Annotated in this window: 24 protein-coding genes; 15 read left to right on the forward strand and 9 right to left on the reverse strand. The window is 73.0% G+C overall.

Annotated features, from left to right (window positions below; genetic code table 11):
• The first annotated feature begins 60 nt into the window (after positions 1-60).
• The gene (locus ACFY0P_RS21190) at positions 61-1,431 is read left to right on the forward strand and encodes an MFS transporter (protein ID WP_388915053.1); all 1,371 of its coding nucleotides are present in this window, start codon (positions 61-63) and stop codon (positions 1,429-1,431) included.
• 40 nt (positions 1,432-1,471) lie between these two features.
• On the opposite strand, the gene ACFY0P_RS21195 is transcribed toward ACFY0P_RS21190, so the two are convergent.
• Positions 1,472-1,927, reverse strand: a complete 456-nt coding sequence (locus tag ACFY0P_RS21195) for a tellurite resistance TerB family protein (RefSeq protein ID WP_132890095.1) — start codon at positions 1,925-1,927, stop codon at positions 1,472-1,474.
• 173 nt (positions 1,928-2,100) lie between these two features.
• On the opposite strand from ACFY0P_RS21195, the gene ACFY0P_RS21200 reads away from it, so the two are divergent.
• The 3 genes from ACFY0P_RS21200 to tatA all read left to right on the forward strand — a co-directional run bounded on the left by ACFY0P_RS21200 (position 2,101) and on the right by tatA (position 5,420).
• Complete coding sequence (locus ACFY0P_RS21200; RefSeq protein ID WP_388915056.1) at positions 2,101-2,463, forward strand: ArsR/SmtB family transcription factor; 363 nt, start codon at positions 2,101-2,103, stop codon at positions 2,461-2,463.
• Positions 2,453-5,008, forward strand: coding sequence for a magnesium-translocating P-type ATPase (gene mgtA / locus ACFY0P_RS21205; RefSeq protein ID WP_388915059.1), 2,556 nt, complete (start codon positions 2,453-2,455; stop codon positions 5,006-5,008). Before ACFY0P_RS21200 ends, mgtA begins: the two co-directional genes overlap by 11 nt.
• 139 nt (positions 5,009-5,147) lie before the next feature.
• Positions 5,148-5,420, forward strand: coding sequence for a Sec-independent protein translocase subunit TatA (tatA, locus tag ACFY0P_RS21210; RefSeq protein ID WP_388915062.1), 273 nt, complete (start codon positions 5,148-5,150; stop codon positions 5,418-5,420).
• Between the two features lie 13 nt (positions 5,421-5,433).
• On the opposite strand, the gene ACFY0P_RS21215 is transcribed toward tatA, so the two are convergent.
• From ACFY0P_RS21215 to ACFY0P_RS21225, 3 genes are all read right to left on the reverse strand, one after another.
• The gene (locus tag ACFY0P_RS21215) at positions 5,434-6,393 is read right to left on the reverse strand and encodes a sporulation protein (protein ID WP_388915064.1); all 960 of its coding nucleotides are present in this window, start codon (positions 6,391-6,393) and stop codon (positions 5,434-5,436) included.
• A gap of 195 nt (positions 6,394-6,588) precedes the next feature.
• Positions 6,589-7,041 (reverse strand): DUF6114 domain-containing protein, encoded by a 453-nt coding sequence (locus ACFY0P_RS21220; protein WP_388915067.1) that lies wholly within the window; start codon positions 7,039-7,041, stop codon positions 6,589-6,591.
• A complete protein-coding gene (locus ACFY0P_RS21225) occupies positions 7,041-7,739 on the reverse strand; it encodes a DUF6230 family protein (RefSeq protein ID WP_388915069.1) in 699 nt (232 codons plus the stop codon). Before ACFY0P_RS21225 ends, ACFY0P_RS21220 begins: the two co-directional genes overlap by 1 nt.
• Before the next feature lie 607 nt (positions 7,740-8,346).
• On the opposite strand from ACFY0P_RS21225, the gene ACFY0P_RS21230 reads away from it, so the two are divergent.
• Positions 8,347-8,991, forward strand: coding sequence for a Tat pathway signal sequence domain protein (locus ACFY0P_RS21230; protein ID WP_388915072.1), 645 nt, complete (start codon positions 8,347-8,349; stop codon positions 8,989-8,991).
• A gap of 17 nt (positions 8,992-9,008) precedes the next feature.
• On the opposite strand, the gene ACFY0P_RS21235 is transcribed toward ACFY0P_RS21230, so the two are convergent.
• Positions 9,009-9,944: a lytic polysaccharide monooxygenase gene (locus tag ACFY0P_RS21235; RefSeq protein WP_388915074.1), complete on the reverse strand. Its 936-nt coding sequence runs from the start codon at positions 9,942-9,944 to the stop codon at positions 9,009-9,011.
• A gap of 464 nt (positions 9,945-10,408) precedes the next feature.
• Between ACFY0P_RS21235 and ACFY0P_RS21240 the strand changes: the two genes are divergently transcribed.
• Positions 10,409-11,056, forward strand: a complete 648-nt coding sequence (locus ACFY0P_RS21240; protein WP_388915077.1) for a ScbR family autoregulator-binding transcription factor — start codon at positions 10,409-10,411, stop codon at positions 11,054-11,056.
• Positions 11,057-11,135: 79 nt separating this feature from the next.
• Positions 11,136-12,293: a damage-control phosphatase ARMT1 family protein gene (locus ACFY0P_RS21245; RefSeq protein WP_388915079.1), complete on the forward strand. Its 1,158-nt coding sequence runs from the start codon at positions 11,136-11,138 to the stop codon at positions 12,291-12,293.
• On the opposite strand, the gene ACFY0P_RS21250 is transcribed toward ACFY0P_RS21245, so the two are convergent.
• Positions 12,265-13,530 carry a cytochrome P450 gene (locus tag ACFY0P_RS21250; RefSeq protein ID WP_388915082.1) on the reverse strand — a complete coding sequence of 422 codons (1,266 nt, stop codon included), beginning with the start codon at positions 13,528-13,530 and terminating at the stop codon, positions 12,265-12,267. The two genes, ACFY0P_RS21245 and ACFY0P_RS21250, sit on opposite strands and share 29 nt — an antisense overlap.
• Before the next feature lie 194 nt (positions 13,531-13,724).
• Between ACFY0P_RS21250 and cyc2 the strand changes: the two genes are divergently transcribed.
• Positions 13,725-15,887 (forward strand): germacradienol/geosmin synthase Cyc2, encoded by a 2,163-nt coding sequence (cyc2, locus tag ACFY0P_RS21255; protein ID WP_388915085.1) that lies wholly within the window; start codon positions 13,725-13,727, stop codon positions 15,885-15,887.
• A 21-nt stretch (positions 15,888-15,908) separates the two neighbouring features.
• On the opposite strand, the gene ACFY0P_RS21260 is transcribed toward cyc2, so the two are convergent.
• Together ACFY0P_RS21260 and ACFY0P_RS21265 are read right to left on the reverse strand one after the other, a co-directional pair.
• Positions 15,909-16,742: a hypothetical protein gene (locus ACFY0P_RS21260; RefSeq protein ID WP_388915087.1), complete on the reverse strand. Its 834-nt coding sequence runs from the start codon at positions 16,740-16,742 to the stop codon at positions 15,909-15,911.
• A gap of 69 nt (positions 16,743-16,811) precedes the next feature.
• A complete protein-coding gene (locus tag ACFY0P_RS21265; protein ID WP_388915089.1) occupies positions 16,812-17,546 on the reverse strand; it encodes a hypothetical protein in 735 nt (244 codons plus the stop codon).
• A gap of 87 nt (positions 17,547-17,633) precedes the next feature.
• Here ACFY0P_RS21265 and ACFY0P_RS21270 point away from each other — a divergent pair, with 87 nt between their 5' ends.
• From ACFY0P_RS21270 to ACFY0P_RS21285, 4 genes are all read left to right on the forward strand, one after another.
• On the forward strand, positions 17,634-18,518 hold the full coding sequence (locus ACFY0P_RS21270) for a LysR family transcriptional regulator (RefSeq protein WP_388915092.1): 885 nt from the start codon (positions 17,634-17,636) through the stop codon (positions 18,516-18,518).
• A 91-nt stretch (positions 18,519-18,609) separates the two neighbouring features.
• On the forward strand, positions 18,610-19,164 hold the full coding sequence (locus ACFY0P_RS21275) for a PDZ domain-containing protein (protein WP_388915095.1): 555 nt from the start codon (positions 18,610-18,612) through the stop codon (positions 19,162-19,164).
• A gap of 198 nt (positions 19,165-19,362) precedes the next feature.
• On the forward strand, positions 19,363-20,490 hold the full coding sequence (locus ACFY0P_RS21280; protein ID WP_388915098.1) for an aminopeptidase P family protein: 1,128 nt from the start codon (positions 19,363-19,365) through the stop codon (positions 20,488-20,490).
• A gap of 63 nt (positions 20,491-20,553) precedes the next feature.
• Positions 20,554-21,501 (forward strand): aminoglycoside phosphotransferase family protein, encoded by a 948-nt coding sequence (locus tag ACFY0P_RS21285; protein WP_388915101.1) that lies wholly within the window; start codon positions 20,554-20,556, stop codon positions 21,499-21,501.
• A 59-nt stretch (positions 21,502-21,560) separates the two neighbouring features.
• On the opposite strand, the gene treZ is transcribed toward ACFY0P_RS21285, so the two are convergent.
• Positions 21,561-23,306, reverse strand: a complete 1,746-nt coding sequence (gene treZ, locus ACFY0P_RS21290; RefSeq protein ID WP_388915104.1) for a malto-oligosyltrehalose trehalohydrolase — start codon at positions 23,304-23,306, stop codon at positions 21,561-21,563.
• Positions 23,307-23,482: 176 nt separating this feature from the next.
• Here treZ and ACFY0P_RS21295 point away from each other — a divergent pair, with 176 nt between their 5' ends.
• The 3 genes from ACFY0P_RS21295 (at position 23,483) to ACFY0P_RS21305 (ending at position 25,956) form a co-directional block, all read left to right on the forward strand.
• On the forward strand, positions 23,483-24,034 hold the full coding sequence (locus tag ACFY0P_RS21295; protein ID WP_388915107.1) for an FHA domain-containing protein: 552 nt from the start codon (positions 23,483-23,485) through the stop codon (positions 24,032-24,034).
• Between the two features lie 141 nt (positions 24,035-24,175).
• Complete coding sequence (locus ACFY0P_RS21300) at positions 24,176-25,543, forward strand: M14 family zinc carboxypeptidase (protein WP_388915401.1); 1,368 nt, start codon at positions 24,176-24,178, stop codon at positions 25,541-25,543.
• Positions 25,540-25,956, forward strand: coding sequence for an SSI family serine proteinase inhibitor (locus ACFY0P_RS21305; RefSeq protein ID WP_388915110.1), 417 nt, complete (start codon positions 25,540-25,542; stop codon positions 25,954-25,956). The genes ACFY0P_RS21300 and ACFY0P_RS21305 overlap by 4 nt, the downstream gene beginning before the upstream one ends.
• The last annotated feature ends 25 nt before the right edge of the window (positions 25,957-25,981 follow it).

The following is a 25,981-nucleotide window of genomic DNA, read 5'->3' on the forward strand; positions in this document are numbered from 1 at the left end:
AAACCTTCTCTTCCCCTCAGGAACCGTCGGCCCGTGCTTCGCGATACGCACGCTGCCCCCATGACAACGACACCCACGCAAGCCCCCACCACCCCGACCCCCTACCGCTGGCGCCGGCCTGCCCTCCTCGCGCTGCTCCTCGCCGAGGCGATGAACCTCCTGGACGCCACGATCGTCCAGGTCGCCGCCCCCGCCGTGCACGCCGGTCTCGGCGGCTCCCTCTCCGACGTCCAGTGGTTCAGCACGGCCTACACCCTGCCCTTCGCGGTCCTCCTGATCACCGGCGGACGGCTCGGCGACATCGCAGGCCGCCGCCGGCTCTTCGTCCTCGGCGTCACGTTCTTCACCGCGGCCTCCGTTGCCTGCGCACTCGCCCCGACGGCGGGCCTGCTGATCGCCTTCCGCGCGGTGCAGGGCGCGGCGGCGGCCGTGATCATTCCGCAGACCATCGGGCTGATCAAGGCGATGTTCGAGGGCGACGAACTGTCCCGGGCGCTGGGCAGCATCGGTCCGGTGATGGGCCTCGCGGCCGTCTGCGGACCGGTCCTCGGCGGTGTCCTCACCCACGCCGACCTGTTCGGCCTCTCGTGGCGGGCCGCCTTCCTGGTGAACGTCCCCGTGGCCCTGGCCGTCCTCGCCCTGTCCCCGAAACTCCCGGAGAACCGCGCCCCGAACCGCCCCGCCCTCGACTGGCCGGGCACGGTACTCGCGGCGACCGGCACGGGCCTGCTGGTCTACCCGCTGATCGGCACGAACCTCACCGAACTCCCGCTCCATGACTGGGCGTTGCTCGCGTTCGGCCTGCTGACCCTGACCGTCTTCGCACGGCACCAGCGCCGCACGACCGCGCCCCTCCTGGAGCCGACCCTCTTCACCCACCGGAGCTTCCTGCCCGCCCTCGCCACCTCCACGGCGTTCTTCGCCGTGACCAACGGCCTGATGACGGTGGTCGTCCTTCAGCTGCAACTGGAGGCGGGCCAGGGCGTACTGGCGGCGGGCCTGAGCCTCACGCCGTGGTCGATCGGCCTGGCGGTGTCGTCATGGCTGTCGGGCCGCCGCGGTGCCCGGCCCCGGATGATGCCCTACGGCCTGCTCCTCGTGCTCACGGGCCTGACGGCCGCCGCAGTCGTGTACGCCACCACGGCCGGCGCAGCCCCCCACCGCTACCCCTGGCCGCTCCTGCCCGCACTCGGCCTGGTCGGCCTGGGCGCGGGCCTGTTCACCCCCGCCTTCTTCACGCTGGCGCTGCGCCCCTTGCGCCCCCAGGAGGTCGGCTCGGCGGCGGGTGCGCTGAACGCCGTACAGCAACTGGGGGCAACGCTGGGCGTGGCGGTCCTGGGCAGTACCTATCTGGACGGCTCGGCCGCGGCGGCCTGCGCCGTGGCCGTGGCCCTCACCGCACTCTGCTGGGCCACGAGCCGGCGGATGTGAGCCGCCGCCGTGCCGCCGCCCCTCGTCCCGCCGGCGCCGGTCAGAGGTCGAACTCGTGCGGCGGCAGGTCGAGGGTGTAGCACGCCTCGCGGACCACGGCCTGCTCGGTCTTGTCGAAGTCGCCGTCCGCGCCGCCGATCACGATGCCGATCTGGATGACGGCACGCGCCTCGGCCGGCTTCTTCTTCGCCTTGGCGACCTCCTGCAGCACGCTCACCTTGCCGAAGGCGAAGTCGGTGGTCAGCTTGTTCAGGTTCTCCTCGAAACGGCGGCGCAGGTCGTCCGCCGGGAAGTTCTGCAGCACCTCGTTGGTGGCGATGAGCTGGGCGACCCGCTGCCGCTCCGCCGGGTCGATGGTGCCGTCGGCGGCCGCCACGAGCGCGCACATCGCCATGCTCGCGTCGCGGAACGCACCGCTCTTCAGGTCGTTCTTCTTCGCCACGAGCTGGGTCTGCATCTGCGTCGCGGAATCCTTGATGCGGTCCCACAGGGCCATGCGCACTCACTCCTCGGTCGGTAAGAGGCCTGCTTGCCAAGAAATTACTTCTACAACACCGTAGAAACTTGCGCGGCGGCCGATAAGTTCCCGCGACCTAAACTGTCCCTCCGACCCGTGACGGGTCACTTCGACGCGGTGGACAGAACGCGGTGGACAGGAGGACCACGACGGTGGCGACGGTGCCCGGCAGCGGCTACGAGGACCCCACCGCGGATGTGCTCACGGAGGCGGCCGCGGCCTTCGGGCTGCTCGCCTCGCCCGCCCGGCTGCACATCGTCTGGGCGCTGGCCCAGGGCGAGAGCGATGTCACGGGCCTCGCCGAGCGGGTCGGCGGCGCGCTGCCCGCCGTCAGCCAGCACCTCACCAAGCTGAAGCTCGCCGGCCTCGTCCGCTCCCGCCGGGAGGGCCGCCGCCAGGTGTACCTGGTCGACGACCCCGACGTCGTCGACGTCGTACGCCTGCTCGTCGGCCGCCTCACCGCCCGCACCCCGGGCGCCGAACTCCCGGCGCCCCGACGGCTCCGTGGGCTCTGAGGGCGAGGCCGCCACCTCGCTGCAGGTGCTGCGCCGACTGGACACGGGACCGCGCGGGCTGACCGAGGCCGAGGCCGCGGCCCGGCTCGCCGACCTCGGCGAGAACTCCCCGCCCCTGCCGCACAGCGCCTCCTGGCCACTGCGCTGCGCCCGTGCCCTGCGCGACCCCTTCACCGCCGTCCTGCTCACCCTCGGCCTGGTCTCCGCCCTCGTCGCCTCCTGGGGTACGGCGGTCGTGATCCTCGCCCTGGTAGCGGTCAGCTGCGGACTGCGCGCCGCGGGCGAACACCGCGCCGACCGCTCGCTGGCCGCCCTGCGCCAACTCGTCGCCGGCACCGCCACCGTGCTGCGCCGCGGCGGTGCGGACGCGGAGCCGCGGGCGCGCGAGGTCCCGGTCGCCGACCTGGTGCCGGGGGACGTCGTCCGGCTCGGCCCGGGCGACCTGGTCCCGGCCGACGTACGACTGCTGCGCGCCCGTGGGCTGACCGTGCACCAGGCCGTACTCACCGGCGAGTCGGCGCCCGTCGCCAAGGCCGCCGTCGACGTCCCCGCCGCCTTCGACGCCGCCGACGGGACCGACGGGGCCGACACCGGGCCCTTCCAGGTGCCCTACCTCTGTTTCCAGGGGAGCGGGGTCGCCTCGGGCGGTGCCACGGCGGTGGTCCTGGAGACGGGGGAGCGGACCCGGTTCGCCGTCGCGCAGGGCGCAGTCGCACCGCGGGAGGCGAGCGCCTTCGACCGGTCCGTGCACGGCATCTCCTGGGTGCTCATCCGGTTCATGCTGCTCACTCCGCCACTGGTCCTCATGGCCAACGCCGCCCTGCGCGGCCGCGGACTGGAGACGCTGCCGTTCGCGGTCGCGGTCGCGGTCGGGCTCACCCCCGAGATGCTCCCGGTGATCGTCACCACCTGCCTGGCCCGGGGCGCCGCACTCCTGGCCCGCGCCCACCAGGTCGTCGTCCGGCGGTTGCCGGCGCTGCACGACCTCGGGGCGGTCGACGTGCTCTGCCTCGACAAGACCGGCACCCTCACCCAGGACCGGCCCGTCGTCGAAAGCGCTCTCGGACCCGATGGCGACGACGACCCGGAGGTGCTGCGCTGGGCGGCCGCCGGCGCCTGGTGGACCCTGCAACTCGCCGAGCTGCCCGCCCCCGACGCCCTCGACGAGGCCCTCCTCGCGGCCGCCGGGCCGGTGGGAGAGGAGTACGACGGCATCGGCGCCGTCCCCTTCGGTCCCGAGCGGCGCCTTGCCACCGCCGTCGTCACCGGCGCCCTCGGCACCCACGTCCTCGTCACCAAGGGCGCCGCCGAGGACGTACTGGACCGCTGCGACCTCGACCCCGCCGAACGCGAACGCCTCCTCGCCCTCGCCGCCCGCGAGGCCGGCGCCGGGCTGCGCGTCCTGGCCGTCGCCACCGCCGAGGGACCCGCCCGCACCCGCCCCTACACGGCGGCCGACGAGCACGGACTCACCTTCCGCGGCCTGGTCACCTTCCGCGACGCCCTCGCCCCGGGCGCCGCCGAGGCCCTGCGCGGCCTCACCGACCTCGGCATCACGATCCGGATCCTGACCGGCGACCATCCGGCCACCGCCGTGCGGGCCTGCCGGGACCTGGGACTGGGAGCCGTCGAGGCGGGGGTGGCGGCGGACGGGGCCGGTCCGGAGGCGGGCGGGCCGGCGCCGGAGCACACCGGGACGGTCCCCGGCCCCGTCGTCGTCGCCCGCTGCACCCCCGAGGACAAGGCCCGGATCGTCGCCGGGCTGCGCGCCGCCGGGCACACCGTCGGGTTCCTCGGGGACGGCGTCAACGACGTCCCCGCCCTGCGCGCGGCCGACGTCGGGATCGCGCCCCGCACCGCCGTGGACCTCGCCCGCGAGACCGCCGACGTGGTGCTCGCCGAGAAGGACCTCGGCGCGATCGGGCACGCCGTCACCGCGGGCCGATACAGCAGCGCCAACATCGCCTCCTATCTGCGGGTCACGCTCTCCTCCAACCTCGGCAACGTCATCGCGATGCTCTGCGCGGGGCTGCTCCTCCCCTTCCTGCCGATGCTCCCGGTCCAGGTGCTCGCCCAGAACCTCTGCTTCGACGCCGCCCAGCTCGCGTTCGCCTACGACCGCCCCGGGCCTGCGGCACTGCGCCGCCCGACCGTGCTGCGGCCGGGTGCCTTCCTGCGGTTCATCACCGGCTTCGGGGTGCTCAACGCGATCGCCGACCTCGCCACCTTCGGCGTCCTCGCGCTCGCCCTGCGCGGCCCCGACGCCCTCGACGACCAGGCCGTCTTCCACTCCGCCTGGTTCACCGAGAACCTGCTCACCCAGGCCCTGGTGATGTTCCTGCTGCGCGGCGGCACCCGCTTCGGGCCCGTCGGCCGGGCCGCCGCCGCCCTCGCCGCCGTCGGCCTGCTGCTCCCGCCCGGCCCCGTGGGCGCGGCCCTGGGCATGACCGGGCTGCCGCCCGCCTACCACGTGCTGCTCGCGGCCGTCCTCGGGCTGTACGCCCTGGCGCTGCGGGCGGTGCGGGCACGTCACCACCGGCGGTAGCGATGGCGGGGCGGGTCCGAGGGGGGTTTCCCACTCCGGGTTGTACAGTTGCGCAATGTAGCAATCGTCGCTGCCCGGCCGAGGCGCGTGAAGCACCCTCCGTCGGCACGAGCAAACGTGAGAAAGGGAGGGGGCGGCCATGCTCCGCAACGGACTCGAACCCTGGCACCTGCTGATCGTCGCGATCGTCTTCATCGTGCTCTTCGGTTCCCGGAAGCTGCCCGACACCGCGCGGGCCCTGGGCAAGTCGATGCGCATCCTGAAGAGCGAGGCGAAGGCCATGAAGGCCGACGACACGGCCGCGGCGGCGCCGGTGGAGCCGACGTCGGTGCAGATGGCGGCGGAGCCGGCCGCGGCCCCCGCGCAGCCGGAGCCCAAGACGGTCGGCGAGCCGACCGTCTCCGCGAGCTGACCCCGCCCCGGCGTCAGTCCTCCTCCCCCTCGAAGAAGTCGCCGATCTCGTCGACCACCTCGGCCGCCACCATTCCGCCGACCACGCCCAGCGCGAGGCCCGCCGCACCCGCGGCGACCGCCGTGCCGAGGCCGGGTCCGGAGCGGTGGTGGCCTTCGTGGTGCTCGCCGTGGCCGTACGCCGCGTGGGCGCCGTAGGCCTCGCGGTGGGCGATCAACTGGCGGATCCAGCCGTCGACCTCGCTGTTCCAGTCGAGGGCGTGGGCGTCCTCGTGGCGGACCGTGAAGCGGGTCAGCGCGTCGTGCCCGGCGGCGAACAGGCCGCCGCGCTTGTCCGCCTCCAGGACCACCTCCAGGCCCGCGGGGGAGGCGAGGAAGGTCAGCTCGATCTCGGTCACCGCGTGCGCGTACTGCGGCGCCGGGGTCAGCTCCACCTCCTGGTAGAACGGCAACCGCTGGCCGGTGCCGCCGATCCGGCCGTACTCCAGATCCGCCGAGCGGAAGCCGAAGCCCAGTTGGCCGAGAGCTTCCAGGACCGCCTCCTGGACGGGCAGCGGACCCACGGCGAGCGGGTCCAGATCGCCCTTGTCCCGGGCGCCGGCCACGCCGACCTCCGTGCGTACCCCGAGCGCGATGCCCAGCGGCCGGCCGTACAGCTCGGTGACCGGCGTCTCCCACGGCACCGGCACACCGAACGGCACCTCCCGCTCCTCCTCCGCACCGAGCCGGAAGCCGCCGCCCACGGTGAACCGCTCGAAGACGACCGCGCCCTCGCTCTCCCCCTCCTCGTGCTCGGCCTCCACACGCGCGAGCAGCTCAAGGCCGACGTGCTCGACGTCCACCGGCGCCGAGCCGCCCTTCAGCCACACCCGCCCCGACAACACCCCGCCGGGCACCACCGCGCCACCGTCGAGCACCGTGTCCACCGAGGGACCGCCGACCCCGATCGCCCCCAGCAGCCGTTTGAACACCATGAAGCCGCCGCTCCTTCGCCGCACTCGTCTCGCACACCCCGGCCGGCCACACGCCGTCCGGCTGCCCGATGAACTCACGACAACGGCAAAGAAGTTCCCAAGTCACCTGTTCGGGGGAGTGCGCCCCGCAGAAGGCCCCCCGCACACACGAGAAGAGGCGGACCCGAACCCACGGGCCCGCCTCTTCTGCGAATATCAGACCGCTTCCGCGCCCTCACCGAACCCCTGCGCCGCCGCCCGCGCGGCCTTGCGCCGCTTGCGCCGGCTGATCCGCGGCTCCTGGTCCGGCAGCCAGCCGAAGATCATGCAGCTGCCGACGGCCCCGAGGGCGAGGCCGATGAAGAAACCGCCCAGGTTGGAGGTGACCCAGGTGCCCAGGGAGCACAGGATGCCGAGGATGGAGTAGAAGAGGCGCTGCGAGGGGCTGAAGAGGGTCAGCAGGCCGCACACCACCATGACCACCGGCAGCAGATAACCCACCAGACCCTGCATGCCGATATGTATGACGACCTTCAACGAGGCCTTCTCCGTGAGCAGGATCCACGTGCCGCCCAGGGTCAGCAGCAGCCCGCCCACGAACGGCCGACGGGCCCGCCAACCGTGGAAGGCGGGCCGCCACCCCTCATGGGGAGTCTCTGTGCCGGACATCAGCAACCCGAGCTGCTGAAGCTGAGTTTCAGGCCGGGAAGCTTGAACACCCCAGCGGTGGTCGCGTAGTTGGTCTGCCGCAGGCCGTCGATGTGCACGGTGTCGGCCTGCTGGCTGAAGACGCCGATAGGTCCCTTGACCCCGGCCTTGGTGAGGGTGCTCGCGTCGTTGCCGATCTCGATCTTGTTGAAGGACGCGTCGCCCGACAGCTCGGTCGAGTCGGTGGTCAGGTCGGTCGCCTGCACCTTCGACGAGCCGCTGCCCGCCTTGATGAGCAGGTTGGTGCCACCGAGGTCGACGCTCTGGCACAGGCTGTCCAGGGTCGCGTTCTTGATCGCGGAGGTGACGACCAGCACCTGGCCGCCGGTGTCACCGGCGTTCGGGCTGCCGTCGGCCATGCTGTCGAGCGCGCCGAACTGCTCGAAGCCGGTGCCGTCCAGCGACTTGGCGGTGACCGTGAAGGGCATGCCGGAGATGGAGAACGACACCCCCAGCGCCCCCTGTGCGGTCAGGACCGCGAGGCCGGCGAGGCCCAGCGTGGCCGGCACGGCCATCACGGCGGCCCGGCGTGCCCGGACCCGTCCACGTCTCGGTGCCCCTCCGGTGCCCCCGGTGGTGTCTGGTGTTTCGGAAAGAGAACCGCTTCCCGGGTTCTCAGGCGTGTTGTCGGCGGACGGAACGTCCGGGGACTCGGCCATGTCTGCTCCCATGCATTAGTCACGCGGGTTGGGCTTCAGTGGCACGTTGTCCTGGCGCGGACAGCGGCTGCCGCGCACGCCTCCCCACAACTCCCGGCGGGCGCAAGGGCTTTCTCGTTACGCAGCAGTAGCCAAGCCGCAAGTTACCGGCGGTTACTTTTCAGGGTCAAGACAGTTGTGAAAAAAGGGTGTTGAATTCGCGTCAGTTGTGTTCCGACCATGCATTCCCATGATCAAATGCTCAACTCGCTTGATCGGCCTTGACGTTGACGGGCGATCAGGTCTACAACTCTCCCTGTTTCCTTCGGGTCCGTGGCGCCGGATCCGCCGAGCGGCATCGACCGCTTCCCGGCCTCTTCGATCACCGCTCCGCTCAGCGGCGTGGGCACGGTCGCTTCCCCCCAGGGGCCGTACCCGTACGCCTTTGACCGGCCCGGCCGGAGGCCTAACCCCCCCAGGCTTTCGGCCGGTGTCCGGCCTGACCGCCGTTGCCGGCCCGTCACGTACGGAGAAGGCGTGACGAGCCGGCAACGGCCGGCGCTGCGTTCGCGCCCTCGAACCCCCCACCCACCCCACGCAAGACCCCCAAAGAAAGAGGCAAACCCGCATGCGTACGCGAACCCTCATCGCCCTCGCCGGTACCGTCGTCGCCCTCTCGGTCGCGGCCACCGTTCCGGCCTCCGCCGACGGCGCCGTGCTCACCACGGGCAGCGCCGGCGGCACCGCCGTCGCGGTCGGCGACACCCTCAGCGCGTCGCTGGCCAGCGGCACGACCGCCACCCTCTACTCCAGCGCCACCAGCACCAGCGGCATCACCTGTGCGGCCTCGACCTTCACGGCGACGGTCACCGACAACCCGGCCGCCTCCGGCACCGCCACCGAGTCGGCCAGCGCGCAGACCTTCAGCAGCTGCACCAGCAACGTGACCGGCGTGACCGGCGTCTCCAGCATCACGGTCAACAACCTGCCGTACACCACCACGGTCTCCTCGGACGGCACGGTCGCGGTCACCCCGCCGAGCGGCTCGACCATCCAGACCACGGTGAAGCTGACCACCCTCCTGGGCAGCATCACCTGCGTCTACCAGGCCCCGAGCCTGTCCGGTACCAGCTCCAACACCGACAACAGCCTCGCCTTCAGCAACCAGGCGTTCACGAAGTCCTCCGGCTCCATCCTCTGCCCCTCCGCCGGTTACTTCACCGCCAAGTACGCCCCGGTCAGCGACAACGGCGCCGCCGTCTTCGTCAACTGACCCTGCTACAAAGGCCGTTAGCGTCGACGCAGATGCAACGCCAGGGCGGCGCCGCCGGTGAGCACCAGCACCGCGGCGGCGCCGCCCGCCACCAGTGGCGCCGACGGACCCGAACCGGCGTCCGTGTCGGAGGCCACGGGAGTGCTGTCGGCGGCGGTGGTTCCGGTCGTTGGGGAGACCGGGGTCGCCGCCGCCGTCTTCCGTGCCCGCGCGGCAGCGCTCTTCGAGGCGCCGGCAGCCGGCGTCGCACTCGGCCGCGGCTTCGCGCTCGCCGTCGCCGCGGCGTCCTTCCCGGCGTCCTTCGTCGCGTCCTCCTTCGCCGTGAACACCACGTCGGAACACGAGTAGTAGGTGTCCGGCGTGCTGCTGGTCTGCCAGACGGTGTAGAGCACCTGACGGCCCGTCCGGTCGGCGGGCAGGGTCGCGCCGAAGTGGTACGCCCCGTTCGTCAGCGGCGGGTCCTTGACCTCCGCGAAGGGCTGCGCGGACAGCTCGGACCACGTCAGCGGCTTCGCCGGGTCGTAGCCGGGCTTCGTCAGATACAGCTTGAACGTGCCGGAGTGCGCGATCGTCGCGGCGTACGTCATCGTCATCCGGGCGCCCGGAGTCAGTTCGGTCGCGGGCCAGTCCGCGCGCGCCAGGTCGAGCCCCTTGTACGCCGGCAGACTGCCGCCGCACAACCGGCCGTCCGGAATCACCTGCCGGTCCCGGCCGTTCACGCCCGCCACCCGCACGTCGTCCCACGCGACGAAGTTCTGCCCGCTCGCAGCGATCGCCGCCTTGCAGGCCGCCGTCGTGGCGCCGCCGCCGCTGGGGGAGCAGGCGTAGGCCCGGCTGACGGGATAGGTGGGCGCGCCGTGCGCCCGGGCGGACCCCGCCGCCCACGACAGGAGCAGGAGCGGGGCCGCGACGGCGGCTCCCGCGACTCTCAGGCGGGCTGTCGTCCGAGTCATCCGGGACGTCTCCTCGGCGGGCGCGGGTACGGGGGATCTGCTGAAGTGAGTACGGGAATCGGGGCCGCACTGTTCAGCGCGGTTGATCACAGGGCCGGTTGAAGTGCCCCGCACCGACCGGATCGCTCGTTTTGCCGACTTTCCGGGCGCCGTTGAGAACCAACCGTCCGGCTCGTATCGTGGCGATCACCGATGGCCGCCCGGCCGCCCGCAACGCTTCCGGAAACCGGCGCGAACACGTGGGAGGGGCGCGTTCTGATCTCGTCCTTTCATGCGCCGCGGACCCGTGTTCAGGTGGTCGCACGCGCGACTTACACGTGTCCGTCACCAGGTCCGCACAGTTGCCTCCCGTTGCCGCACGGTGAGCTATCGTGTGCACGGGGTAAAAAACAAACCGCATGCCCCGTCGGTTTGGAAGCCGTGGCGTCGTTGAAGTCGTGAAGTCGTGAAGGAGCGTCGAGTCGATGGCGAGGCAGTTACGCGCGGAGCAGACCCGCGCCACGATCATCACGGCCGCCGCCGACCTCTTCGACCGGCACGGCTATGAATCCACCAGCCTGAGCGAGATCGTCGAACACGCCAGGGTCACCAAGGGGGCGCTCTACTTCCACTTCGCCGCCAAGGAGGACCTGGCGCACGCCATCATGGAGCTCCAGTCCCGCACCTCCAGCCAGTTGGTCCGGGAGATGGACAGTCGCGGCTACTCCTCCCTGGAAGCCCTTATGCGCACCACGTTCGCGATCGCCCGGCTCTCCGTCGACGGCCCGATCCCACGCGCCGGCCTGCGCCTGGCCACCGCGGACGTCACCGTACGGCCGCCGCTCAGGCACCCGTTCACGGAGTGGCTGGAGTTCGCCACGCGCAAACTCTTGGGCGCCGTCAAGGAGTCCGACGTCCACCCGGACGTAGACGTCGGCGCGGTCGCGCACTCCCTGGTCTGCTTCTTCGTCGGCACCCGGGTCGCGGGCCGCAACCTGGAGCCGGTGGGGCGGCTGCCGCGCAGGGTCGCCGAGATGTGGTACCTGATGATCCGCGGCCTGGTCCCGGTGCACCGGCGCGCCCGCTACCTGACCCTCGCCACCCAACTGGAGCGCGAGATCAGAACGGCGTGACGGACGGCGCGCGGGACGGCGTGACAGGCGTCCCCGCGGTTCGGCGGAGCCGGGCGGCCCGCGCGATAGCGTGGCGACCATGCCCGACTCCGCCGCCCCGCCCGTGATCCTCGGTACCACCGGCCCGTTCCCGCACAGCGTCCTGGCCGAACGGCACCCCGCGATCATCCGACAGGTGCGGGACGCCTTCCCGTACGGCCCCGAGCAGCACCGCGCGCTCGACGCGCTGCTGCACAACTGCACCGAGGGCGTGATCGAGCCCCTGCCCGGCGACGCGAGCGGCTGGCGCGACTGGGGCCTGGACACCTACGCCGGCCGGTCCTGGTTCGACGTGCCGTGGCTGTGGTCGGAGAGCTACTTCTACCGCCGACTCCTGGACGCCGTCGGCTACTTCGGCCCCGGCCCCTGGCAGGGCATCGACCCCTTCCGCCCCTTCAAGCTCGCCGAACTCGACGCCAAGGAGACCGACGAGGAACTGGCCGCCCTCGACGACCTCGGCGGCGACCCGGACCGGGCCCTGCTGCACGGCTCCCTCTGGGGCAACCGCGCCGACCTCGGATTCCGGCTCTCCGCCGCCGAGTCGGGCGAGGCCGTCGCCGCCCTGGTCGCCGACGACAGCGCCGCCCTGTGGCCGCTGCTCCGCGGCGGCACCCTGTGTCTCGTCGCCGACAACGCGGGCCGCGAACTCGTCCCCGACCTGCTGCTGATCGCCCACCTCCTGGACACGGACCGCATCGCCCGCGCGGTCCTGCACCTCAAGCCCTACCCGTACTACGTCTCCGACGCCACGACCGCCGACGTGCTCGACGCCCTGCGCAGGCTCACCGGGGCCCCGGGTGCCGCCGCCGGGTACGGCCGTACCCTCTGGTCGGCGATGGCCGACGGCCGCCTCACCGTGCGCGCCCACCCCTTCTCCTGCGCCCCGCTGCCATACGCCGAGATGCCCGGCGACCTGCGTGCCGAGTTCGCCTCCGCCACCCTGACGATCTTCAAGGGCGACCTCAACTACCGCCGCCTGGTGGGCGATCGGCTCTGGCCGCCGACCACCCCCTTCGCCGACGTCACCGCCTGGTTCCCCGGCCCGGTGGCCGCGCTGCGCACTCTCAAGTCCGACGTGATCACCGGGCTCGCCGCGGACACCGAGGCAGCCCTGGACGCGGCCGAGGCGGAGCGCTGGCGCACGGCCGGCACCCATGCCCTGATCCAGGTCAACCCACATGCATCGGCAGCGACTTGAGCCCGTTGATGAAGTTCGACACGAGCCGCTCGGCGGGACCGGCGGGCTGCAGGACGGCCGGTGCCTGCGCGTAGAGCGTGCGCAGCTGGAGCCGGGCGAAGTGGGCGCCCAGACAGACGTGCGGCCCGTCCCCGAAGGACACGTGCGGGTTCGGCGCCCGGGTGAGGTCCAGCCGGTCCGGCCGGGCGAAGGCCCGCTCGTCGCGGTTGGCCGAGGCGTGCAGGACGACCACCTTGTCGCCCTTCCTGATGCGCCGGCCGCCCAGCTCGGTGTCCCGCGCGGCGGTACGGCGGAAGGTCAGCACCGGGGGATGCCAGCGCAGCAACTCGTCCACCGCGCTGTCCGCTCCGGCCTTTCCGGCGCGCAACAGGCGGTAGGAATCCGGGTGTTCGGCCAGCGCCAGCAGTCCGCCGGGGGCGGCCGAGCGCACGGTGTCGTTGCCCGCGACCGTCAGCAGGAAGAAGAACATCTCCAGTTCGCCGTCGGCGAGCTCCGCGTCGTGGGCCAGGGTCGTCATGACGTCGTCGGCGGGATGCCTGCGTTTGTGCGCGGCGAGTTGCCGGGCGTACCCGAACATGTCCGCCAGCATCGCGGGCGATCGCGGATTCACCGGCCTGCCCTCGCCGTCGAGCATCCCGGGCCCGGCCTCGTCCGGGTCCTGGTAGCCGATCACCCGCCGCGTCCAGTGCAGCAGGAGCCCCCGGTCGGTCTCCGGGACACCCAGCAGATCGGCGAGGTTGAGCAGCGCGTACTCGTCGGTGACGGCGGCCACCAGGTCCACCGTGCCGTCCCCCGCCCGGGCCGACTCCAGCGCCCGGGCGAACAGGGTCCGGGCCCGCTCCCGGACCACTGCCTCGAACCGCTCGATCCGCCCCGGAGTGAAGGCCCGGCTCACGGTACGCCGCAACCGCCCGTGCTGCGGCGGATCCTGGTTGAGCATCATGCGCCGGATGAAGGGCAGGTCCTCCGGGTCCGGATCCCGGATCTGGGTCGCCCCGAGCCGCGACGAGTACGTCCCCGGGTCCTTGAGCACGCGCACCACGTCCGCATGCCGCGCCACCGCCCAGAACCCCGGCCCGGCCGGCCACCCGAGCACCTCCGGCTCCCGCTGCCAGGCCACCGGATGGTGGTCGCGCAGGACGCGGTAGTCGGCGTACGGCACGGCGACCGCGTACCGGCGCGGATCGAAGACGTCGGGGACGGGCGGGGCTTCACCGCCGCCGGCTGAGGTGGTCATGCGGCCACGGTGGTCCGTGCGGCGGGGCCGGGCAAGACGGGCCGCCCCAGGCGGCAGCCCGAAGGCGCTCAGCGCACCCGTCGCAGGAGGCCTGTCCGCCCGGAAGTTCCCGGATTCCGTCCCGGTTCACGCGATGGTGTGATCATGTGCCGCGCGGTGGATGGCCTTCGAGGCGCGCGGGTAGGGCCCCGGCCATGACGCAGCCGTTCGAACTCCCGCACTTCTACATGCCGTATCCCGCGCGGCTCAACCCGCATCTGGCGGAGGCCCGGGCCCATTCCACCGAGTGGGCCCGCGAGATGGGCATGCTGGAGGGGTCCGGGATCTGGACCCAGGCCGACCTGGAGGCACACGACTACGGCCTGCTGTGCAGCTACACCCACCCGGACTGCGACGGCCCCGCCCTCTCGCTGATCACCGACTGGTACGTGTGGGTGTTCTTCTTCGACGACCACTTCCTCGACATGTACAAGCGCACCCAGGACCGCGCCGCCGGCAAGGCCCATCTCGACCGGCTCCCGCTGTTCATGCCGCTGGACCCGGCGACGCCCGTGCCGGAGCCGCAGAACCCGGTCGAGGCGGGCCTCGCCGACCTGTGGGCGCGCACGGTGCCGTCGATGTCGGTCGACTGGCGGCGCCGCTTCTCGGTCGCCACCGAGCACCTGCTGAACGAGTCGATGTGGGAGCTGTCCAACATCAACGAGGGGCGGATCGCCAACCCCGTCGAGTACATCGAGATGCGCCGCAAGGTCGGCGGCGCCCCCTGGTCCGCGGGCCTGGTCGAGTACGCGACGGCCGAGGTGCCCGCCGTCGTCTCCGGTTCGCGTCCGCTCCGGGTGCTGATGGAGACCTTCGCCGACGCCGTCCACCTGCGCAACGACCTGTTCTCCTACCAGCGCGAGGTCGAGGAGGAGGGCGAGAACAGCAACGGCGTGCTGGTCCTGGAGACCTTCTTCGACTGCACCACCCAGCAGGCCGCCGACGCGGTCAACGACATCCTCACCTCCCGCCTCCACCAGTTCGAGCACACCGCCCTCACCGAAGTCCCCGCCGTCGCCGCCGAGAAGGGCCTCACCCCCGACCAGGCCGCCGCGATCGCCGCCTACACCAAGGGCCTGCAGGACTGGCAGTCCGGCGGCCACGAATGGCACCTGCGCTCCAGCCGCTACATGAACCAGGGCGCTGTCCCGTCCGCTTCCTGGCAGCACCTCACCGGCCCCGGCACCTCCGCCGCCGACGTCGGCGCCTTACTGGCCGCGGCCGCCGCGGAGCGCCTGCGCGCCTACTCCCACGTGCCCTTCCAGCAGGTCGGGCCCTCCCTGCTGCCCGACTTCCACATGCCGTACGAGGTCGAGGTCAACCCGCGTCTCGACGCCGCCCGGCCGCGGCTGACCGCCTGGATGCACAGCACCGGAATGCTGTCCGAGGGCGTCTGGGACGAGGACCGGCTCGCCGCCTCCGACCTCGTGCTGTGCGCCGCCGGCCTCGACCCCGACGCCGGCGCCGAGGAACTCGACCTCAGCGCCCAGTGGCTGGCCTGGGGCACCTATGCCGACGACTACTACCCGCTCTGCTTCGGCACCCGGCGCGACCTGGCCGGCGCCCGGCTCGCCACGGCCCGCCTCTCCGCCTGCATGTCCCTCGCCGACGAGCCCGTGCCGGTGCCGGCCACCGGCATGGAACGCGGCCTGATCGACCTCTGGGCCCGCACCACCGCGGGAATGAGCCCCGCGGACCGGCTCGCCCTCAAGCAGTCCGTCGACCGGATGACCGAGAGCTGGCTCTGGGAGATGTCCAACCAGCTCCAGCACCGCATCCCCGACCCGGTCGACTACCTGGAGATGCGCCGATCCACCTTCGGCTCGGACCTCACCCTGAGCCTGGCCCGCCGCGGCCGCGGCTCCGCGATCCCTCCGGAGGTCCACCGCAGCGGTCCGGTGCGCTCCCTGGAGAACGCCGCCATCGACTACGGCATGCTCGTCAACGACGTCTTCTCCTACCAGAAGGAGATCCAGTACGAGGGCGAGCTGCACAACGCCATCCTCGTCGTCCAGAACTTCTTCGGCGTCGACTACCCGACCGCGCTCCACGTCGTACACGACCTGACGACCCAGCGGATGCAGCAGTTCGAACATGTCGTGGCGAGCGAACTCCCGGTCGTGTACGACGACTTCGAGCTGACGGCCGAGGCGCGCGAGGCCATGGACTGCTACGTCCGCGACCTGCAGAACTGGATGGCCGGCATCCTCAACTGGCACCAGCGCGTCGACCGCTACAAGGCCGACCACCTCGCCCGGCGGGCCCACGGCTTCCTCCCGGACCGACCGCCGCTCGCCCCGTCGCTGCCGGTCGGCTGACGGCGCCCGGCACGCGGGTACCTACGCGAGGGAGGTGTGCAGACCCCGGGCCCGCTCGGCCTGCGCCAGGTCGCCCAGCCGCTCGAACTCCCCGGCCAGCCAGAGCAACGGCGACAGGTCGAGGTCCTTTCTGCTGCCGGGCCGCAGCAGCAGGCTCTGGTCCATGAATATCTCGTCCAGCCGGCGGATCAGCGCCACCCGGGCGAGCTCGGTCATCCCCTGCTCGGCCGCCAGCCGGGTCCACGTCGACAGCGGCTGGTCGGCCGGATCGCCGGGGACCTCGTGCCGTACGCACTCCCACAGGGGCGGCCGGGGGTGCGGGTCGAGCAGGTCGTAGGCGCCGCCCTCCTCCGCGTTCAGCAGGAGGAAGTCGGGCTCGGTGCGCAGCAGGGCCGTGTGCAGCATGCCGAGCAGTTCGACGGGGGAGCGGTCGGGCAGGTCCAGGGCGGCGCGGAGTTCGGCGCGCTCCTCGTCGATGCCGTGGTACTCGCGGATCTCCTCCTCGATCTCGGCCACGCGCGCGAGGATCGCCGTCTCACCGTCCGCCGGGGACAGGAGCAGGAGGTCACGCCAGCCCGGCAGACCGATCACGATCTCCAGCGCCTCGTCGACGGACGATCCCATGATCCCGGCCGAGCCCTCCGAGTCCGCGTAGAGCATCGAGCCGTCCGCGCACACGAAATACGTGCCGCCGGTGTCGCTTCCCGCCACCGCTTCCAGGGAGCCACCGGAGGCGAGGCGAACCGGCTCGGCATGGCCGTGGGCGGCTCGGTCCAGGTCGAAGTCGAAGGGGAACGCCGCGAGTTCGGCCAGGCGGCGGTGCTGCCGGAGCAGCCGCAGGCAGTGATCGGTCATGTCACAGAACGTAACAGCCGCCACTGACAACGGCCTCGGGTCCCGGCGGGCGGCGGAGCGGCGCCGTCCTCACACCGAGGCGCGCACCCGCTCGTCGGCATGCGCGACCGCCGCCCGGGCCAGCGCCCGGATCACCGGATGCGGGCGCGAGCCGTCGCCCGACAGCTCCGGCTGGAAGAGCGTGGCCAGGAAGAAGGGGTGGCCGGGCAGTTCGGCCACGCGGACGTGGCCGTCCTCGTCGTGGCCGGACAGCCGCAGCCCGTGGGCGCGCAGGGTGTCGAGGTGGCGGGAGGGGCCGTACGAGCAGAAATAGCGCTCGACCGTGTGCCCGGAGCCGATCGCCGACTCGGCCAGTGTGCCCGGCTCGACGCGCACCACGGCCTCGTGACCCACCAGCGAACAGGCCAGCGGCTCGATCAAGAGGTCCTCGGCGCCGGGGTCGTTCTCCGCGTGCGCGACCCGGGTCAGGCCGCAGACGTCGCGGGCGTACTCCAGGAGCGCGTGCTGGAAGCCCCCGCAGGTGCCCAGGAAGGGGATGCCCTCCTCACGGGCAGTGCGGATCGCGCGCAGTACGCCCGCCTCGCTGCGGTACGGGCTGCCCGGCAGCACCCACACCGCGTCGAAGCCGCGCACCGCGGCCGCGTCCTCGGCGTCCTCGGAGGGGATCCAGTAGGCGTCGAGGACCAGTCGGTCGCGCTGGGCCAGGGCGTCGAGGAGGAGCGGGATCCGGGTGTGCGACACGACGTTGGGGGAGCGGTCCCCGACCAGGGCGATCGTGGCGGTCCGAGCTGCGGAGTTCGTCATGGGCTCATCCTGGGCGCCCGCTCCGGTTCACGTCCAACGATGATTGATGCACTCTCGATAAGCATCACTGATGCCATGCTGTGCGGCATGGACCCGCACCTCCTGCGCACGTACGTCACCGTGGCCCGCCTCGCCTCCTTCTCGGAGGCCGCGCGCGAGCTGGGGTACACCCAGTCCGCGGTCTCCCAGCACATCGCCGCCCTCGAACAGGACCTCGGCGCCCCCCTGCTCACCCGGCGTCCCGTGGTCCCCACGGCGGCCGGTGAACGGCTCCTGGAACACGCGGGCCCGCTGCTGCTGCGCCTGGAGGCGGCCCGTGCCGACGTCGTGCGGATGGCCGCCGCACCCACGCCCGGCCTGACCCTCGCCGCCACCCCGACCGCCCTCGGCCCCGCCGTCCTCGCCGCACTCCCCGCCGCCGGCGTCACGCTGCGCGTCCTGCCCCGCGACGGGATCCCGGCCGCCGTCGCCACCGGCACCGCCGACCTGGGCCTCCTCGACGGCCTCGCCGCCCCCAGCGACCCGCTGCGGCTGCCCGACGTGGCCCCCCTGACCACACACGGCGCCGGCGAGGAGCCCGTCGCCGTCCTGCTTCCCGCCGGGCACCCCCTCGCCCGCCGCCCCGGCCTGCGCCTCGCGGACCTCGCCGACGCCCGCTGGCTGGACGCACCCGACGCGGCCCCGCCCCTGAGCCGGCTGCGGACCGCGACCGGCGGCGGCGCCTTCCGCCCGGCCTTGCGCTACGACGGCTCCGACGTGCGCACCCTCACCGCCCTGGCCGCCGCCGGTCACGGCCTCACCCTGCTGCCCCTGCGTGCGGCCACCGGCGTCCCCGGCACGGTCGCCGTCCCCGTCACCGCACCGCGCCTCGTCCACCGTGTGGAACTGGTGTACGGCGGGACCCCCGCGGGAGCGGCGGCGGACCTGGTGGCAAGCCTTCTGGACGGTGCTCATGGCGCAGGTGGGAGCTAGGGCTTCCCGCTGCTGACCCAGGGTCAGTCTCACTCGTTCGTGTCTCGTCGCGCCCGCGCGCGCCGGGTAGGGCTCGGGGTGGAGGCGAACCATGGAACAGACCGCATTGCGTCCCAAGCCGATCCCCGGTCAGGAACGCGGGGACAGCCCCCCGCCCGGCCCGGCCCGGCGCCCGCACGCCGCCCGTCGGCGCGGCCGCCACATCAGGACCCTGCTGTTCGGATCGCTCGTCGGCTCGGTCCTGGTGCTGTCCGGGGTCGGGCTGGGCACGGTGGGCGCCAGCGTGATCGGCATGAGCAGACTGGCGGAACTGCGGCAGCAGACCCCGCCGACGACGCCGAGCCATGCACCCCCGGCCACCCCGGCCCCCTCGCCGGCGGCCACCGCGACCCTGGGCGTGGAGGCCGTGGACGCCGAGAAGGTGGGTGCGCTGGTGACGGGCGTCCATGTGCCGGGCCCGGGCTACTCGGCGGGGCTGGTGCGCGGCGACGTCCTGCTCCAGTTCGGCGACACGCGGATCGACAGCGCGGCCGACCTGGTCCGGGCAGTGGCCCACGCCCATCCGGGCAAGGAGGCCAAGCTCACGGTCCGGCACGCGAGCGGGGGGTATCAGCAGCTGACGGTAGTTCCCGGCGTCGTGACGTGACCGACCCGGGGGCGCGGGGCGGCATCGAGATGCGGCTCCGCCGCGTGGGCGCGATCAGCCCCCACACACCTGTACCGGCGACACAACCGCAATCCACAACGGCGGCTCTGCCCGAACCGGCTCGCGCGGCCACGCCGCACCCGGCAGGATGCATGCCAACGCCGACACAGCTCCGTCACCCGTGCAAGGAGGCCCTGGATGACCGGCACCGCCGCCGCGCCCTTCACCGCCGGCGACTACAGGTCCCGCATGACGCGCGCAGTGCACACCGCGGCGGACGCCGGCCTCGCCGGCCTTCTCATCGCCCCTGGCCCCGACATGGTGTGGCTGACCGGCTACACCCCCACCGCGGTCACCGAACGGCTCACCCTCCTCGTCCTGGCCCCCGGCCGGGACCCCGTGCTGATCGTGCCCACCCTCGAGGCCCCCGACGCCGAGAAGGCCGACGGAGCGGCCGCGCTGACCCTGCGGGACTGGACCGACGGCACGGACCCCTACGCCGTCACCGCCGGCCTGCTCGGCAAGACCGGCCGGTTCGGTGTCAGCGACAACGCCTGGGCCATGCACCTGCTGGGCCTGCAGAAGACACTCCCCGGCACGTCCTACGCCTCCCTCACCGACGCGCTGCCCATGCTCCGCGCCGTGAAGGACGCGGCCGAGCTCGAACTCCTCGCCGCCGCCGGAGCGGCTGCCGATTCAACGTTCGAGGAGATCCGCAAGGTTCCCTTCGCCGGCCGCCGCGAGTCCGACGTCGGCCACGACCTGGCCGACCTGCTGCGCCGCTTCGGCCACGACCAGGTCGACTTCACCATCGTCGGCTCAGGACCCAACGGCGCCAACCCGCACCACGAGGTCGGCGACCGGGTCATCCAGGACGGCGACATGGTCGTCCTCGACTTCGGCGGCCTCAAGGACGGCTACGGCTCGGACACCACCCGCACCGTGCACGTGGGCCCGCCCACCGCCGAGGAGCGCGAGGTGCACGACATCGTGCGCGCCGCCCAGGAGGCCGGCTTCCGGGCCGTACGCCCCGGCGTCGCCTGCCAGGAGGTCGACCGGGCCGCCCGCGCGGTCATCGCCGACGCCGGGTACGGCGAGTTCTTCATCCACCGCACCGGGCACGGCATCGGCGTCACCACGCACGAGCCGCCGTACATGATCGAGGGCGAGGAGCAGCCGCTCGTGCCCGGGATGTGTTTCTCCGTGGAGCCCGGCATCTATCTGCCCGGCCGCTTCGGCGTGCGCATCGAGGACATCGTCACGGTGACCGCGGAGGGCGGCCGTCGTTTCAACAACACCACCCGCGAGATGGTCGTCGTGGGCTGACCGACCCGGCCCCGGAACCACCCGCTCGCCCCTACCCCATCCCGAACGGCAACGGCGCGATCCATGACCCAGGCACCGACTCCCACCGCGGACACCGTCCGCCGACTGGTCCGTTCGCTGCTCAAGGAGAGCGCGGGCGGCGCCTCGGGCCCCGACGTGCGGCCCGTCGCGGAGGGCGGTGAACACTTCACCTGGTGGGTCGGCACCCGGCATGTGCTGCGCCTCGCTCGCGACCGCGAGGACGCCGCCCGCCGGCGCCGCGAACTGCGCCTGCGCGACCTGGTGCGACCGCACCTGCCCGTCACCGTCCCGACCAGCGTCGCGCACGGCGAGTGGGCGCCGGGGCTGACCTACACGCTGGACACAGCGATCCCCGGGGGCACGGCCGAGGAGCACGACGTCTCCGCGGTCGGCGAGGCGGACCTGGCCGGGCTGCTCACCGGGCTGCGCGAGGTGCCGGTACGGCAGGCCGAGACGCTCGGCGTGCCGCGCACCCCGCCGCGCTCCCTGGAGGCGCTGCGCCGCATGGCCGTGCCCGCCGCCGGACGCCTCGCCGCCGACGACGAGTTCGACCCCGCCCGCCTGCTCCAGCTGACCCCGCCGGGCGCCGCCCAGCTCGCCGCCCAGCCCGGGACCGCCGTGCTGACCCACCACGACCTCAAGGGCGAGCACCTGGTGGTGAGCGCCGACGGCAGGGTGCGCGGCGTCCTCGACTGGACCGGCACGGTGGTGGGCGACCCGGCAGAGGACATCGCAGGGCTCGCCGTCGCGGTCGGCTCCGGCGCGGCCGTCCGCGCGGCCACCCTCGCCGGCTACGGCGCCCGCCCCTGCCTGCGCGGCCTGTGGCTGGCCCGCTGCGACACCGTCATCCGCCTCACCGACGGCCTCGAAGGCCGCGACGACCGTCCCCTGCCGCTGCTGCGCACCCAACTCCGGCGTGCCTGGGAGGCGATCCTGCTGGAGCGGGTGACGGAACTGCGCGAGGACACCGAGGACGACGAGGAGCTGTAGCGGGACGGCCGGTGCGCGGGCTTGAGGCAGGCCTGGGCCAGGCCTGCCTCAAGCCCGGGTCAGGCCTGGGCCAGCACCACGCACGACTCGCCCGGCACCCGCAGCACCCCGTCCGTGTCCGGTGCCGCCACGGTGTCCCACGCGGCGAGGACCTCCGCCCGCCCGGTGCCGAGCGGGATCTCGGCCGGCTCCTTGCCCAGGTTCACCGCCACCCGCACGTCCCCGCGCCGGAACGCCAGCCAGCGGGCCGCCTCGTCGTACGCCACCTTGGTGTCGGCGAGATCGGGGTCGGTGAGGTCCGGCTGCTCGCGGCGCAGCGCCAGCAGCCGGCGGTACCAGGCCAGCACGCGCGCGTGCGGCTCGCGTTCCGGCTCCGACCAGTCCAGGCAGGACCGCTCCCGGGTCGCCGGGTCCTGCGGGTCGGGTACGTCCTCCTCGGCCCACCCGTGCGCCGCGAACTCCCGCCGCCTGCCGCGTCGTACCGCCTCCGCGAGGTCCGGGTCCGTGTGGTCGGTGAAGAACTGCCAGGGGGTGCCGGCCGCCCACTCCTCGCCCATGAAGAGCATCGGCGTGAAGGGCGCGGTCAGGCTCAGCGTGGCCGCGCAGGCCAGCAGACCGGGGGAGAGGGTCGCCGAAAGCCGGTCGCCCTGGGCCCGGTTGCCGACCTGGTCGTGGGTCTGGGTGTAGCCGAGCAGCCGGTGTCCGGCCACCCGCGCGCGGTCCAGCGGGCGGCCGTGCCGTCGGCCGCGGAAGCTGGAGTACGTGCCGTCGTGGAAGTAGCCGCCGGTGAGCGTCTTGGCGAGGGCGGCGAGCGGGGCGCGGGCGAAGTCGGCGTAGTAGCCCTGGGACTCGCCCGTCAGCGCGGCGTGCAGGGCGTGGTGGAAGTCGTCGTTCCACTGCGCGTCCAGGCCGAACCCGTGCTCCGCGCGCGGGGTGATGACCCGCGGGTCGTTCAGGTCGGACTCGCCGACGAGGAACAGCGGCCGGTCCGACTCGGCCGCCAGGCCGGCCACGGCCGCCGACAGCTCCTCCAGGAAGTGGCACGCGCGCGTGTCGCGCAACGTGTGCACCGCGTCCAGGCGCAGCCCGTCGATCCGGTAGTCGCGCAGCCAGGCCAGCGCGCTGCCCACCAGATACGCACGCACCTCGTCCGACCCGGGCGCGTCCAGGTTGACCGCGGCCCCCCAGGGCGTCTGGTGCGCCTCCGTGAAGTACGGCCCGAACGCGGGCAGGTAGTTGCCGGACGGGCCGAGGTGGTTGTGCACGACGTCCAGGACGACACCGAGGCCGAGTTCATGAGCCCGGTCGACAAAGCGTTTCAGCGACTCGGGGCCGCCGTACGGCTCGTGCACCGCCCACAGCGAGACGCCCTCGTACCCCCAGCCGTGCCGGCCGGGGAACGGGCACAACGGCATCAACTCCACGTGTGTGACACCCAGTTCCCGCAGGTGGTCGAGGCGGGCGGCGGCCGCGTCCAGGGTGCCCTCGGGGGTGTACGTGCCCACGTGCAGCTCGTAGAGCACCGCGCCGGGCAGCGCACGCCCCGGCCAGGCGGCACGCCACTCGTGGCGCCGGTGGTCGACCACCGCGCTGAGCCCGTCGGGTCCGTCCGGCTGGCGGCGCGAGCGCGGGTCGGGCAGCACCGGGCCGTCGTCCAGGGCGAACCCGTACCGCGTGCCGTCCTCGGCGTCCGCCTCCCCGGTCCACCAGCCGGACCGCTCCGGGTCGCGCTCCAACGCTCGAGTGGCGCCGTCGCAATGGAGCGTCACACGGTCTGCCTGTGGTGCCCACACCTCGAACTGCACGGACGTTCCCCTTCGTCTGGCTCCTCGTGAGGTAGTAGGTCCATCGTGCCGTGAAAGGAGATCAATCCGCTTTGAATCCCGGCTTTGCGGAACGGGTGTCGCCATACGTACGCGCGCGTGACGGCCGTTTTCCCGTTTTCTGGACACCCGGGGTTCACTGACCCAGAATCGGCAGCGTGACGTCGTCCTTCGAGTTCCACACCTACCCCGCGCGGCTGTCCGACGCGGAGCGCGACAAGGCGCTGAGCGTGCTGCGTGACGGCGTCGCCATGGGACGGCTGTCGCACGACACGTTCGTGCGCCGCATGGAACTGGCGCTCGCCGCCCGCCGCTCCGACGAACTCGCCGCGCTCACCGCCGACCTGCCCCAGGAGAACCGCTTCGCGCGCGTGCTCTTCGGCACCGTCGAGGCCGTCTCCGGCTTCACCGTGCGGCTGCGCCGGGCCTGGCAGGCCGAGCGGCTGCCCAAGCTGCTGCTGCCGCACCCGGGCAACGGTCACCCGCTGCGCATCGGCCGCGACCCCGCCAACGGGCTGCGGCTCAACCACGAGACGGTCTCCCGGGTGCACGCCGAACTCCGCCGCCAGGGCGGCCTGTGGGTCCTCAGGGACCTCGGCTCCACCAACGGCACGACCGTGAACGGCCGCCGGGTGATCGGCGCCGCCGTCGTCCGCGAGGGCGACCAGGTCGGGTTCGGCCGGATCGCCTTCCGGCTCGCGAGCGACTGAGTCCCGGGCCGGACCGCCGTCACCTGGGCGGGTCCTGCGCGATGGCCGAAAAGTGTTTGTCCGTCGCGGTGTTGACGTACCCCTCAAGTCGTGACTGACTGTGCGTACATCATGCACACCATGTGAATCGACGGCGCCGCTCTGTGGAGGTGTGACCTGCCGCCCCTCCTCCGCTACCCGTCCGTCGGCGAACTCGCCTCGCGGGCGGCCGCACTGGTCGCCGACCGCCCCCGGGACGCCCGGCTGCGCAGGGCAGGGACCTCCCGCGCGGGCACCCCGATGTGGCTGCTTTCCATCGGTCACGGCACCCGTCACGCCCTCGTCGTCGCAGGCCCGCACGCCAACGAACCCGTCGGCGGTGCCACCGTGCTGCGCCTCGCCGACCGGGTCCTCGCCGACCCGAGGCTCACCGAGGACGCGGACGTCACCTGGAACCTGCTGCTGTGCCTGGACCCCGACGGCTCACGGCGCAACGAGGGCTGGCTGGCCGGGCCGTACACCCTGGGCCACTACTTCCGGAACTTCTTCCGGCCCGGATTCCTGGAGCAGCCCGAGTGGCTGCCCGACGGGGCGGCCGCCGCCGCGCTGCCCGAGACCCGGGCCCTGCTCGACCTCCAGGACGAGTTGCGGCCCTTCCTCCAGTGCTCGCTGCACGGCGTCGACGTCGGCGGCGGCTTCGTCGAGCTGACCCGTGAGCTGCCGGGCCTGGACCGGCGCCTCGCGCACACCGCGACCCGGCTCGGCATCCCCCGCGAACTGGGTGCCTACGACACCCTGTACTGGCCCACCCTGGGTCCGGCCGTCTACCGCGTCCCGCCGCCCCGCCGGGGCGACCTGGTCGCCGCCATCACCGAGGCCGCCGTCGAGTCCACCTGGTTCCACCCGCACCGGCACGGCACCGTCACCGCCATCGTCGAGGCGCCCATGTGGGGCGTGGCCGCCGTCCAGGACGGCACACCGCCCGCCGACCGGGACGCGGCGCTGCGCTCCGTCAGCCGGACCCTGCGGCGCGACACGGACCTCCTGGACGGCGTCCTGGCCCGGGTCCGGCCGCAGCTGTCCGCGGCGCCGGACGCGGCCCGGCTGCTCGCGCCGGTCGACGACTACCTGCTGGTCTGCCCCGGCCTCGCCGACGCCTGGGACCCCGACACGGACGCCGGCAGCGCCCGCCCGCTGCCCCCGCTCAGCTCCGCCCACCTCGCCGCCCTTCGCATCGCCGGACGCCGGCTGGCCCTGCGCACCGCCGGGCTGCTGCACCAGCTCCTGCGCAGCACCGGCCACGACCCCGCCGCCGCCCTGCCCGACCTGGACCGGCTGATCGACACCTGGTGCGCGTACTACCACGACGCCCTCGGCGCGCGCTGGATCCCGGTCGCGCGCCAGGCCGAGTACCAGACACGGGTGGTCCTGAGCGCCTTCGAACTGGCGCACCGCCACGCGCGCGTGCGTGCCCGATCGGGTGAGTCGGACTGGGGGACCGAGCCCGCCGTGCCGATGCACGGGGAATGACGCATCTCAGCAAAGTGACAGCGGCCGGCGGTGCCCTGCTGGCCGCGGCCGCCCTTCTCACCGCCGGCCCGGCCCAGGCCGCGCCGGGCGTGACGCGCGGTGGCGACTACCTGTACCTGACCGTCACCAAGGGCGAGAGCCCGTCCGACGACGCGCGCGGCACCATCCTGCTGTGCGACCCGCCCCAGGGGTACTCCCGGGCGGCCGAGGCCTGCGCCGAACTGGACGCGGTGGGCGGTGACATCGCCCGCGTCACCCCGGTCAAGGACGCGATGTGCCCGATGGTCTACGCCCCGGTGACCGTCCAGGCGCGCGGGCAGTGGAACGGCCGGCCGATCGAGTACCGCGAGACGTTCGCGAACTCCTGTCAGCTGGCGGCCCGGACCGGCCCGGTCTTCGCCCTCGACGACTGAGCCCGAGGGCGGCGTGCGGTCCCCG

It is taken from the genome of Streptomyces sp. NPDC001714 (assembly GCF_042892755.1).
In the GTDB taxonomy this organism is placed as follows: Bacteria; Actinomycetota; Actinomycetes; order Streptomycetales; family Streptomycetaceae; genus Streptomyces.